This is a genomic window from Solicola agrisoli (genome assembly GCF_049059935.1).
Classification (GTDB): domain Bacteria; phylum Actinomycetota; class Actinomycetes; order Propionibacteriales; family Nocardioidaceae; genus JAURVT01.
The window spans coordinates 1-11,574 of sequence record NZ_JBMGQR010000101.1; the positions used below are offsets into that span (position 1 = coordinate 1).

General features: G+C 74.4%; 14 protein-coding genes. 5 read left to right on the forward strand and 9 right to left on the reverse strand.

Annotated features, from left to right (window positions below):
• A partial coding sequence (locus ACI6PP_RS21360) for a sigma factor (RefSeq protein WP_421113725.1) occupies window positions 1–216 on the reverse strand: 216 nt, incomplete at its 3' end.
• Window positions 217–285: 69 nt separating this feature from the next.
• On the opposite strand from ACI6PP_RS21360, the gene ACI6PP_RS21365 reads away from it, so the two are divergent.
• The 3 genes from ACI6PP_RS21365 (at window position 286) to ACI6PP_RS21375 (ending at window position 1,822) form a co-directional block, all read left to right on the forward strand.
• Window positions 286–897: a DinB family protein gene (locus tag ACI6PP_RS21365; RefSeq protein WP_421113726.1), complete on the forward strand. Its 612-nt coding sequence runs from the start codon at window positions 286–288 to the stop codon at window positions 895–897.
• Window positions 894–1,184: a DUF1905 domain-containing protein gene (locus ACI6PP_RS21370; protein WP_421113727.1), complete on the forward strand. Its 291-nt coding sequence runs from the start codon at window positions 894–896 to the stop codon at window positions 1,182–1,184. The genes ACI6PP_RS21365 and ACI6PP_RS21370 overlap by 4 nt, the downstream gene beginning before the upstream one ends.
• Before the next feature lie 71 nt (window positions 1,185–1,255).
• Entirely contained in the window at window positions 1,256–1,822 is a 567-nt protein-coding gene (locus ACI6PP_RS21375; protein ID WP_421113728.1) for a hypothetical protein, read from the forward strand.
• 86 nt (window positions 1,823–1,908) lie between these two features.
• Here ACI6PP_RS21375 and ACI6PP_RS21380 read toward each other — a convergent pair whose 3' ends face one another.
• The 8 genes from ACI6PP_RS21380 to ACI6PP_RS21415 all read right to left on the reverse strand — a co-directional run bounded on the left by ACI6PP_RS21380 (window position 1,909) and on the right by ACI6PP_RS21415 (window position 9,847).
• A complete protein-coding gene (locus ACI6PP_RS21380; RefSeq protein ID WP_421113729.1) occupies window positions 1,909–2,976 on the reverse strand; it encodes an NAD-dependent epimerase/dehydratase family protein in 1,068 nt (355 codons plus the stop codon).
• 3 nt (window positions 2,977–2,979) lie between these two features.
• Window positions 2,980–3,687, reverse strand: coding sequence for a hypothetical protein (locus ACI6PP_RS21385; protein ID WP_421113730.1), 708 nt, complete (start codon window positions 3,685–3,687; stop codon window positions 2,980–2,982).
• Complete coding sequence (locus ACI6PP_RS21390) at window positions 3,684–4,307, reverse strand: methyltransferase (protein ID WP_421113731.1); 624 nt, start codon at window positions 4,305–4,307, stop codon at window positions 3,684–3,686. The genes ACI6PP_RS21385 and ACI6PP_RS21390 overlap by 4 nt, the downstream gene beginning before the upstream one ends.
• Complete coding sequence (locus tag ACI6PP_RS21395) at window positions 4,304–4,534, reverse strand: CDGSH iron-sulfur domain-containing protein (protein WP_421113732.1); 231 nt, start codon at window positions 4,532–4,534, stop codon at window positions 4,304–4,306. The genes ACI6PP_RS21390 and ACI6PP_RS21395 overlap by 4 nt, the downstream gene beginning before the upstream one ends.
• Window positions 4,531–5,586, reverse strand: coding sequence for an iron-containing redox enzyme family protein (locus ACI6PP_RS21400; protein WP_421113734.1), 1,056 nt, complete (start codon window positions 5,584–5,586; stop codon window positions 4,531–4,533). The genes ACI6PP_RS21395 and ACI6PP_RS21400 overlap by 4 nt, the downstream gene beginning before the upstream one ends.
• Before the next feature lie 216 nt (window positions 5,587–5,802).
• Window positions 5,803–7,611: a sugar phosphate isomerase/epimerase and 4-hydroxyphenylpyruvate domain-containing protein gene (locus tag ACI6PP_RS21405; RefSeq protein WP_421113735.1), complete on the reverse strand. Its 1,809-nt coding sequence runs from the start codon at window positions 7,609–7,611 to the stop codon at window positions 5,803–5,805.
• On the reverse strand, window positions 7,611–8,486 hold the full coding sequence (locus ACI6PP_RS21410) for a shikimate dehydrogenase (protein ID WP_421113736.1): 876 nt from the start codon (window positions 8,484–8,486) through the stop codon (window positions 7,611–7,613). Before ACI6PP_RS21410 ends, ACI6PP_RS21405 begins: the two co-directional genes overlap by 1 nt.
• Entirely contained in the window at window positions 8,486–9,847 is a 1,362-nt protein-coding gene (locus ACI6PP_RS21415; RefSeq protein WP_421113737.1) for an MFS transporter, read from the reverse strand. The genes ACI6PP_RS21410 and ACI6PP_RS21415 overlap by 1 nt, the downstream gene beginning before the upstream one ends.
• 146 nt (window positions 9,848–9,993) lie before the next feature.
• Between ACI6PP_RS21415 and ACI6PP_RS21420 the strand changes: the two genes are divergently transcribed.
• Together ACI6PP_RS21420 and ACI6PP_RS21425 are read left to right on the forward strand one after the other, a co-directional pair.
• Window positions 9,994–10,998: a LacI family DNA-binding transcriptional regulator gene (locus ACI6PP_RS21420; RefSeq protein WP_421113738.1), complete on the forward strand. Its 1,005-nt coding sequence runs from the start codon at window positions 9,994–9,996 to the stop codon at window positions 10,996–10,998.
• 107 nt (window positions 10,999–11,105) lie between these two features.
• Window positions 11,106–11,574, forward strand: a 469-nt coding sequence (locus ACI6PP_RS21425; RefSeq protein ID WP_421113739.1) for a hypothetical protein, incomplete at its 3' end; no start/stop codon positions are given.

The window sequence follows — 11,574 nt, forward strand, 5'->3', positions numbered from 1 at the left end:
GAACCCGTCGAGGCCGCGCCACGCGCGCAGCAGCGCGTCCTGAAGCGCGTCGTCGGCGTCGTGCGTGGAGCCGAGCATCCGGTAGCAGTGCGCGTGCAGCTCGCGGCGCAGCGGCGCGACGAGCCGGTCGAACGCGGCGTCGTCGCCCCGACGGGCCAGGTCGAGGTCGGCGTCGGACCCGTCCCCGCGGACGAGGTCCACAGGAATCTCGCTCACGAGCGATGACTCTGCCACAGTCGCGGCGTCTCGATCTCCGACCGGACCATCGACGCGAAGGACCACCGCATGCACCAGCCACCCGCCCCCGACCCCAAGGCCGACCTGCTCTCGCACCTGCAGGGCGCGCGCGAGGCCGTCGTGTGGAAGCTCGACGGACTGGGCGAGGTCGACGTCCGCCGTCCGCTGACGCCGGCGGGCACCAACCTGCTCGGCCTGGTCAAGCACCTGACCGGGGTCGAGCTGCTGTACTTCGGCTTCGTCCTCGGCCGCGAGGTCGAGGACGCCCCGGAGTGGCTGGCCGAGGACGCCGAGCTGTTCGTCGACCGGTGGGCCCGGCCGGACGAGACGCGCGAGGGCCTCGTCGCGGACTACCGCCGTGCCTGGCGCCACGCCGACGCGGTGACGGCCTCGCTCGACCTCGACGCACCGGGCTTCGCCCCCTGGCTCCCGCAGCCCCGGATGACGCTGCACCAGGTGCTGGTGCACGTGCTCGCCGAGACCACCCGCCACGCCGGCCACGCCGACGTCGTCCGCGAGCTCGTCGACGGATCGGTCGGCCAGTTCGAGGGCGACGACCGGCTCGACAACACCGGCCAGGGACGCGCTCCGTCCGACGCACCGGGCTGGCGTGCCTACCGCGACCGGGTCGAGGCCGCGGCGCGGGCGGTGGCCCCGTGAGCGGCGCGCTCGAGCCGCAGCCGCTCGACCACGCCTTCACCGCCCCGCTGCAGACTGGCGGCGCCTTCGCCACCTACCTGACGGTGCCCGGCTCGGCGGAGCTGCTCGGCACCGGCCGCGCCGTGAAGGTCGAGGGGACGCTGGACGGACACCCGTTCGCCGCCACCCTGATGCCGTCCGGCGACGGACCCCACTGGCTGCCCCTGCGCAAGGCGCTCACCGCGGCCATCGGCAAGACCGAGGCGGGTGAGCAGGTGCGCGTCCACCTCGAGCGGCGGCTGACGTGAGACGTCGGCGACGCCGCACCGGGACGGACGCGGGTCCGACGAATCGGACACCCACCGCCTAGTCTGCGCACATGCACAGACTCCTGGTGTCCCTCGTCGTCATGGGGGTGGCCGTCGGCCTCCTCGGCTCCCCCGCCTCGGCCCAGACCAAGGTCCGCAAGGACACCGTCGGCGAGGCACCGGCGCGGTTCGACATCCGCAGCGTCAAGATCCAGAACACCTCGACCAAGCTGGCCGTCACCGTCCGTCTGACCACCGTGCAGAAGCGCCGCACGAGCGTCATCGTGTTCTCCTCCAACAGCGCGGACGGCGACACCAGCTCGTACCTGCAGGTGGTGCCCGTGGCGAAGGGCCGCTACCAGCTGAGCGGTGCGGTCGGCGAGGGCGACGACGTCACGCAGCTGCGATGCCCGGCCGCGACCACGAAGGTCCGGCAGGGCTCGCGTGGGTTCATCCGCATCGTCGTGCCCCAGTCGTGCCTCGGCGCGTCGGCCGGCCGCCAGGTCACCGACGTCGGCGCCTACGACAAGCAGAGCTACGCGGCCCGGCAGACCGCGCTGCGCGCGATGCGCGGCGACGAGGACGCCAACTCGGTCTTCGACTTCCTCCGCACGTCGGTCACGACGCGTCGCGGCTGAGACCTCTCGCGCGGCGCGTCATCGCGGCGCCGAGGAGGAGTCGCACGACCGACCTCCCGAGGAGCTGGGGGACCCGCCATCCGCCGTCAAGGTCGGTGACGGGTCGCGACGGTGCCCGATCGGAGCGCGGAGGCCACCTGCTCGACGAACCGTCGGGGACGCAGGACGGGACTGTCGCCACCACGCTCGTGCGACATGGCGTCGATGGTCTCGGCGAGCGTGTCGGTGGAGCTGCGGAACGGCGCCCAGCCGAGCTCGCGGCGGGCGCGTCCGGTGTCCATCAGCGGCACGCCGAACGCGAGGTCGATCCAACCGGGGTTGAGCGCCTGGACGCGCAGCCGCCAGCTGACGTCGACGAGCGCACGGAGCACCTGGCGAGGCACGTGCACGGGCGTCGCCGACAGGACGCCCGCGACGTCGTCGCGCCCGACCGACGGCTCGGCGGCGAGGTTGAACGCACCGGACGCCCGCTGGTCCAGCACCCGCACGATCGCGTCGGCGAGGTCGTCGGCGTGGATCACCTGGATGCGCAGCCCGCGGTCGACCGGCAGCACCGGGACGTGCCGCAGCACCGACGCGGGCAGCCACGACGGCACCCCGTAGCGCAGCAGCGCGCTGGCGGCCGCGGCCTGCATCACCAGGCCGGGACGCAGCCGCGCGATCGTCAGCCCGGAACGGTCCTCGTACCCGTCGAGGAGCGTCTCGGCCGCCGCCTTCTGCATCGAGTAGGTGGACCCGGGCACGCCCTCGGTGGGCCACGACTCGTCGACGCGGGCGTCGTCCACGCGCGGGGAGTAGGCCCCGAGGGACGACATGTGCACGACGTGGCCGACGCCGGTGGCGATCGCGGCCTCGAGCACGGACGCCGTCCCCTGCAGGCCCAGCCGGTTGAGGTACTCCAGGTCGTGCGACGGCTGGAAGCCCCACGCGAGGTGCACCACCGCGTCCGCACCGGCCATCGCGCGGGTGAGCGCGCCCGCCGCCTCGGGCTCGGCGAGGTCCGCCTCCACCCATGCGACGCCGGCGTACGGCGCGACCTCGGGCGGGCGGCGCCGGCTCACCCCGACCACCTCGTGCTGCTCGGGCGCGCTGGCGAGGTGGCGCAGCAGGGCGGTGCCCACGTTGCCGCTGGCTCCGGTGACGACGATCTTCATGGCTCAGGCTCCTTGGTCGACCCGGCCGGAGCCCCGACGGCTGCCGCTGTACGCCGCCTCGCGCACCGCGCCCAGCCAGCGTGGGGCCAGGACGGCGTCGGTCGGGTGGTGCGTCACGGGGTCGAAGGACTCGACCTCGACCGTGGGGTCGGGGGTGACGGTGAGGGTGGCGACGTCGTGCCGGCCGTCGCGTGACACCGCGGACAGCGAGACGGTCGCCTCGCCGCGGGTGCGGTCGTGGTCGGTGCTGGCGCCGGCGGTGGCCGTGCCGCTCGCCGATGCCAGCAGCCACGTCCAGCGCGGGCCGACCTGGTAGGGCGCGAGCGTGCTGTACGTGGCGCTGCCCCACGAGCGGGCCGGTGCCGGCGGCACCCGCAGCAGCGGGCCGGCGCCGGCGCACGAGGACATCAGGACGTCGAACCCGTCCGCCGCGACACGACGGAACGCCAGGCCGAGCAGGTCGGGCCCGCGGGAGGTGACGCTGACGCCGCGCGACAGCCGCACGACGACGTCCGACCCGGTGCGCGGCCACGGGTCCTGCACGTCGGGGGCCGGCTCCCAGCGGCCGGTGAGCACGAGCCCGTGCGTGTGCAGGGCGCGGGCGCGGCGGGCGCGTCCGCCGAGGCGCGCCGCGAGCGACACCGGGCCGACCCAGCGCGGGAGCGCGCCACCGTCGGCGACCGGGACGTCGGCCCGCGGCGACCCTGTCATCGCGGTGCGCGCAGGTGTGCCAGGACGCCGCCCGGTCGGTGGTCGCGGACGGCGACGAGCTCCAGCCCGGTGGACGTCGTGCGCCACAGGTCGTCGACCTGCGTGGCGAAGCCCAGCTGCAGCACGGCCTGACCGCCGGGGGCCAGGTGACGGTCGATGACGTCGAGGGCGGTGCGCGCGAGGTCGAGGCCCTCGGGTCCGCCGTCGATGGCGAGGGTCGGGTCGTCGGGGAACACGCCGACGTCGGCCGAGGCCACCCACGGCGGGTCGACGAGCATCAGCGCGAACCTCTCGTCGTCGCGGGCGGTCGCGTCGACGGCGGCGTGTCGGACGTCGACGTCGAGCCCCGCCGCCGCGGCGTTGGCCCGGGCGAAGTCGCACGCCACCGGGTTGAGGTCGCCGAGCACCGTCGGGCGTCCGGTGAGCCGGGCGAGCGCCAGACCCATCTGCCCGGCGCCGCAGAACAGCTCGAGCGCGGGACCGTCGGGTGCGTCGGACGAGAGCTCGGCGAGCCACTGCGGCTGCGCGATCGTCCACGGGCGCGGCTCGAGGACGCGCTCGTCCCACGCGATCGCCAGGCCGCCGAAACAGGCGGTGCGCGCGAGCGGGGCCGACGTCACGCGTCCGCCCCGGGACGGCGCGCCGGGGGCAGCATCTTGTGCGCGCCGTCGCACCAGGGCGCCCGGGTGGAGACCGCGCAGCGGCACAGGGCGACGACGGGCCGCAGCACCTCGTGCACCGATCCGTCGACGGCCACGACCTGCTCGGCGCCGCGGACGAGCAGCGGACCGCCGGGGCAGACCTGCGTGCGGACGTCGGCGCCGAGGGCCCGGGGCACGTCGCTCATGCGGGCACGCTCTCGCGGACCGGCTGGGACGCGAGGGCGCTCGTGCCGTCGGCCCAGGCGGCCAGGAGCATCTCGGCGAAGCGCACCTCGCCGTGCAGGAGGAACGCCGCACCGAGGAAGACGTCGCGCTCCAGCTCGGGCTCGCCCTCGACCAGGCTGCCGCAGATGCCGCGGACGGCGAGCTGCTCGTGGACGGCGTCGGCCTCGACGTGCTCGTCGAAGAACACGGCGACCTCGTCGTCCAGGCCGACCCGTCGGACGCCGGAGGCGTACAGGCGGCACGGCAGCGAGCTGGTGGCCTCGACCGCCGCGAGGTGACCCACCGCGGCGCCGCGCCAGCGGCGGTGCAGGCCGAGCAGCGAGACGATGTTACCGAGCGCGAGGGTCTGCGCCGGCACGGCGTCGACGTAGGCGGCGTAGCCGTCGTCCAGGCCGGCGGCGGCCATCGTCTTGGCGAACAGGCGCTGGTGCACGCGATCGGGACGACCGGCGCCGTACTCGTCGAACTGGATCTCCATGAAGGTCGCCTTGGGCGTGGGCTCGAGCCGCGGCACGACGAACGTGTGCGGGTCGGCCTCCTTGAGCTGGTAGACGCTGCGGTGCGCGAGGAACTCCAGCACCTGGTCGCGGTCGGCCTGGCGTCCGACCACCGACGACAGCGCGGGGCCGGGGAAGCTCTCGGTGAGGTCGAAGAACCGGGTCGCGAGGTCGCCGGGGGCGGCCATCGCCTCGTCGACCTCGAGGGCCACCGCGTCCAACAGGTGGTCGAGGACGACCTTCTCCATCTGGCGTCGCACGTGCAGCAGGGCCGGCGCCCACTCCCACTCGGGGTCGACGCCGGTGAAGCCGCGGAAGTGCAGCTCGTAGCAGGCCCAGAGCGCGATCTGGAGGTCCTCGTCGGCGAGCGGGTCGGTTCCGTCCGGGTCGAGGTGCACCAGGGGGTGCGCACCGTCCGGGTCGCCGGTCAGCAGGTCCAGCACGAGCCGGCTCACCGGACCGCGCGCGAGGGGCAGGTCACCGGGCTCGCGTCCGGTGGAGGAGGGCGGCTGCATGGTCGTGAGGCTCCGCTCGTGGTGGCCAGGAGGCCGATCGGAGGCTCGTGGTCGAACCCTCCTTCGACAGTAGGGGCGGGGCGGAGCGGGCGCCGAACGGCAGCCGGCGGCGGTCGCGGCGTCGCGAACCACGGCAGACGGTCGCGAACCACGGCGGATCTGCCACGGTTCGCGACCGGTTACCAGGACCTCCTGGTGAACGAGCGACGCCCGAGGTCAGCGGGACTGGGCCGCGAGGCGGACGTGGGTGTCGGCCTGGCCGTAGCCGTCGTAGCCGCCGCGGCGCTCGAGCAGCTCGACGTAGAAGCCCGTGCCGAGCACCGGGGTGTACAGGTGGAGGAACTCGCCGTCGCCGATGCGGTCGTAGAGCAGGCCGTGGTCGCGCAGGTCGGCGACGGCGTCGTCGTCGAGGCCGAACCGGGCGACGAGGTCGACGTAGTAGTTGTCGGGCACCGCCATCAGCGGCACGCCGGCCTCGCGCAGCCGCACCGCCTCCGCGCGCAGGTCGGTGCACGAGAAGGCGAGCTGGGTGATCCCGCGCGGTCGCTGCGAGCCCGAGGTGTCGGCGACGTTGAGGACGACGCGCAGGTCGCCGGTCGACGGGCGCAGCGCGCGGCTGCGCAGCCGTCCGTGCGGCTCCATGAACTCCTCCACCCGCCCCGGCTCCAGCCCGAGCAGTGTCCGGTGGAACGACACCTCCTCGTTGAGCACGTCGGACGGCACGGCGATGCCCACGTGGTCGAGCCCGACCCAGGTGGACGCGGACGGCGCCGCGTCCGCGGGCTCGAAGTCGTCGCGCCAGCTGTCGTCGTCGCCCGGCTCGGCGCTCACGAACACGTGCACGCCCGACGGCGCGGTGATGCCGGGCAGTCGTGCCTCGCCGTCGCCACGGGTGCGCGCGAGCGCCGGCCACAGCAGCGCGTCGGCGCGGGCGGCCACCGACGCGACGGGCGGCGCCACCACGCCCAGCGCCGTGGCGGCACCGGCGAGCGTCGTCGGCACCGGGTCGTGGTTGACCACGACGTGCGCCCCGCCCTGGCTCCACCAGGTGACCTGCTTGGTGCGGTGGCGGCCGGCGACGGTGAAGCCGAGCCCCGTGAGCAGGTCGGACGGGTCGTCGGCGGCGGTGGCGGCCAGCTCGACGAACGCCGCGTCGGTGCGCCGGGCCGGCGCGGGGGCCGCGGAGACCAGACGGGCGGCGTCGCCCCGGACGACGCCGGCGAGGCGGTCCTCGAGGTGGATCAGCGAGCGCATCGCGTCGCGCGCCGTCACCTGCGGGTCGGCCTCGCGGACGACGTCGCTGAACACCTCGAGCGACAGCGGCCCGCGGTAGCCGGCCTCCAGGGTCGCGGCCACCACGCCGGTGACGTCGAGCGTCCCCTGGCCGGGAAAGCAGCGGAAGTGCCGGCTCCACTCGAGCACGTCCATGTCGAGCGCGGGCGCGTCGGCCACCTGCAGGAAGCCGATCCGGTCGCCCGGGACGCCCGCGAGCGCGGCACCGTCGTCGCCGCGCGACAGCATGTGGAACGTGTCGACGGCGAGCGTCACCGCCGGGTGGTCGGCGCGCCTGACGACCTCCCACGACTGCCCGACCCGGCTCACGTGACGTCCCCAGGCGAGCGCCTCGTAGGCGATCGTCACGCCGGCGTCCGCGGCGAGGTCGCCCAGGCGCGCGAGCTGGGCGGCGCTGAGGTCGGGGTCGTCGACGGCGTCCGGGCCGGCGTTCGAGCAGCACAGCACCGTGGTCGCACCCAGCTCGGCCATCACGCCGAGCTTGGTGGCGAAGCGACGCAGCACGGCGTCGAACCGCTCCGGCGGGACGCCCTCGACGTCACGCACCGGCTGGAACAGGTCGATCGACAGCCCGAGGTCGGCGCAGCGACGGGCGACCTCTGCCGGCGACAGGTCGGACGAGACGAGGTCGTTGTCGAACAGCTCGATGCCGTCGAAGCCCGCGGCCGCGACGGCGTCGAGCTTGTCGCCGAGCCGACCGCTGAGCGAGACCGTCGCGATGCCGCGGTGCATCAGGCGGTCAGCTCGGCGAAGTGCCGGGCCATGCGGTCGCCGTCGGGCGCCCGTCCGGTGAAGTGCTCGAACGCGCCCACGGCCTGCTGCACGGCCATGCCCCCGCCGGTGACGACGCGGCAGCCGCGCTCGCGGGCGAGCCGCACGAGCTCGGTCTCGAGCGGGAAGTAGACGACGTCGGAGACCCACAGCCGCTCGTCGACGAGCCGCGCGGGCACCGAGACGCCCGGGTGGCCGAGCATCCCGAGCGGGGTGGCGTTGACGACGCCGCCCGCGTCGGCCAGCGCCCGCTCGAGGTCGGTGACGGCCGTGACGCGGTCGTCGCCGAAGCGCTTGGCCAGGCGGACGGCGCACGCCTCGGCGCGGTCGTGGTCGCTGTCGACGACGGCGACGTGCTCGGCGCCCTGCGCGAGCAGCCCGTACCCGACGGCCACGCCCGCTCCTCCGGCGCCGACGAGGACGGCGCGGTCCTCCACGGCGTCGGGCAGCACCTGGCGGAAGGCCCGCGACCACCCCGACCAGTCGGTGTTGCGGCCGAGCAGCCGCCCGTCGCGGAAGACCACCGTGTTGACGGCGCCGAGGTCGGCGGCGTCGGGCGAGAGGTCGTCCAGCAGCGGGACGACCGCCTGCTTGAACGGGTGCGTGACGTTGAGGCCGTCGAAGCCGAGGCGCCGGGCCCATGCCAGCAGCTCGCCCAGGTCGTCCACCCCCACCCCGACCCGGTCGGCGTCGATGATCCGGTAGCTCAGGAGCAGCCCGGACTCGCGTCCCTCGCGCTCCTGCATCGCCGGGGTGAGCGACGCCCCGATCCCCTGGCCGACCAGCCCGAGCAGGTAGGAGGTCCGGTCGGGGCCCGGCACCGTGACCGCGTCCATCAGGCGGCCTTGGCGAGGCTGCCGCGGCGCTCGCGGACGGGTCCGAGGTCGGCGGTGGGCAGCAGGTGGGTGGCCTTGGGGCCCGTCAGGACGGCCGTGGCCGAGATGACGCAGGCGAGCACGGAGAACGCCGCGACGCGCCACCAGTTGTCGGCGTCACCGGCCATCAGCGCACCGGCGATGGTGGGCGTGAAGCCGGCCAGGGCGAAGCCGAACTGGGTGCCGATCGCCAGGCCCGACAGGCGCACCGAGGTCGGGAAGTACTCCGAGTAGGTGGCGGGCCACACCGCGTTGGGCATCGAGTAGGCGACGCCGGCCAGCGCGACGCCGAGCACGAACATCAGCGGCACGTTGCCGTCCGCGATGGCGCCGAGGAACGCGGTGACCAGGACGGCGCTGGCCACGACGCCGGTGACGAAGACCGGCTTGCGACCGACGCGGTCCGACAGCCGGGCCCACAGGGGGATGACCGCGATGGCGACGCCGTTGGCGACGATCGCGAGCCACAGCATGGTGGTGTTGCTGATGCCGATGCCGTACTCGTCGGCGGTGGCGAAGTTGAGCGCGAAGACCTGGAACATCGTGTTGACCATCGCGATGAACGCGGCGCAGAAGACGCGCAGCACGTTGCGCCAGTGGTCGCGGAACAGCTCGCTCAGCGGGGTGCGCGGGGCGGGGGCGACCGACGCGTCGGCGGCGGCGACCTCCTCCTTGAACTCGGGCGTCTCCTCGAGGGAGCGACGGATGATGAAGCCGACGACGAGCAGCACCGAGCTCAGCAGGAACGGCACCCGCCAGCCCCACGAGAGCAGCTGGTCCTCGGGCAGGATCGCCGCGAGCGGCAGGAACACGGCCGGGGCCAGGATCTGGCCGCCCTGGGTGCCGCTGAGGGTGAAGCTGGTGAAGAAGCCGCGGCGGTCGTCGGGTGCGTGCTCGAAGCTCATCGCGTTGGCGCCGGCCTGCTCGCCGGCGGCCGACAGGCCCTGCATCAGCCGGAGCAGGACGAGCAGCGCGGGCGCCAGCATGCCGACCTGGCCGTACGTGGGCAGGCAGCCGATGAGGAAGGTCGAGACCCCCATCAGCAGGAGCGTGCCGATCAGGATGACCTTGCGCCCGACCCGGTCGCCGATGTGGCCCATCAGGAACGAGCCGATCGGACGCGCGACGTACGCGACACCGAACGTCGCGAGCGCGGCGATGGTCGCGGCCTGGTCGTTGCCCTCGGGGAAGAAGATCTTGGGGAAGACCAGGGCCGCGGCGGTGCCGTAGATCGCCAGGTCGTAGTACTCCAGCGCGCTGCCGCTCCAGGCGGCGAGCGCGGCCTTGCCGGGCGTCCGCCTCTCGTGGGTGCTGGTGCTCATCTGTTCCTCCAGGTGTGGCGCGGTGTCCGACGGTGCGGTGCCTGTCAGTGCTGTGACGCCCGTCTCGTCAGACCGGCTGACGCGACGCTAAGAGTGGTCGCGGTCACATGGCAATCGTTTGCCAAAAGTTGCCATAACCTGGCCCGGTGTCTCCCTCACCTCGTCGGCGGGCCACGATCACCGACGTCGCCCGCGCCGCGGGCGTCGCGGCATCCACCGTCTCGCGGTCGTTCACCAACCCCGGACGGGTCAACCACCGCACCCGCGAGCACGTGCTCGCGGTGGCCGAGGAGCTCGGCTACGCACCCAACCCGGCGGCCCAGGCGCTGGAGTCCGGGCGCAGCAACACCGTCGCGCTCGTCGTCCCCGACATCACCAACCCCTACTTCTCGGGCGTGATCAAGGGCGCCGAGCACGCCGCACGTCAGGCCGGGCTCACGCTCGTGCTCGGCGACTCGCAGGAGAGCGCGGCCCAGGAGGAGCAGCTGGTCCGGCGCCTCGGACCGGCCGTCGACGGGTTCGTGCTCAGCGCGTCGCGGCTGCCCGACGACGCGTTGCGGCGTGCCGCCGAGCTGAACCCGCTGGTGCTCGTCAACCGCGCGTCGACGGGCATCCCGGCCGTGGTCGCCGACTACGAGGACGGCACCCGTCAGATCGTCGAGCACCTGGCCTGCCTCGGGCACCGGTCGTTCGCGTTCCTGGGCGGGCCACCGGAGTCGTGGTCCGGTGCCCGCCGCTGGGCGGGGCTGAGCGCGGCGGCCGCGGCGACGGGGCTGTCGGCCACGCGGTTCGGACCGTTCGTGCCCGACCAGTCGGCGGGGCCGTCGGCCGCCGACGCGGTGCTGGCCGCCGGCCACACCGCCGTGGTCGCGCACAACGACATGCTCGCCATCGGCGTCCTGAGCCGCCTGGCCGACCGGGGCGTCGACGTGCCCGGCGACGTGAGCGTCGTGGGCTTCGACGACGTGTTCGGCGCCGACTTCTGCCACCCGCCGCTGACGACCCTCGCCGAGCGCACCCGCGACGCCGGCGTCCGGGCGATCGAGTCGCTGACGTCGCTGACGCCCGGCCACGGCCCCCGCGACGTCCCGACCCGGGTGCTGCCGACGCAGCTCGTCGTCCGCCGCTCCACCGGCCCGTGCCGGAGCTGATCCTCCGGATCTCCTCCGGTTTCCCTCGGTTCCGCGCCGGTCCGGCCGATCAGGGGGACGTGCACACGACCAGGCGACCGTCGGCTCGCGCCCTCTCGTGGTCCGCCGTGGGCGCGATCCCCGTGGTCGTCGCGCTCTTCGTGCTCGGCGGGGACGGTGTCCTCGGTGCCGGCGTCTCGGGCGTGGTCGCCGCGTCCGCCGTCGTGGCCGCGTGGTGGGGCGGGCGTCGGCATCTCGACCTCCCGGTGCTGCGCTGGTGCCTGGCCGGGTGCGCCGCGCTCTTCGTGCTGTCCGAGCTCGCCCGTCAGGCCGTGCTCACCGGCGCGTCGCTCCCCACCGTCCTGCCGCAGCTGCTCGCGCTCGCCGCCTACGGGCTCGTCCTGCTGTTCGCCGTGATCATGGTGCGTCGCGTGGCCCACCACGCCGGCCCCGTGCTGTGGCTCGACGCCTCGCTGCTCTCGCTCGGGGTCCTCGTCGTCGTCTGGACCTTCGTGGTGCCCCCGGTGGTCGACGATCCCGCGCGGCTCCTCGAGGCGGCGACCGGCGTCGTCTACGTCGGCATCGACGCGCTCGTCG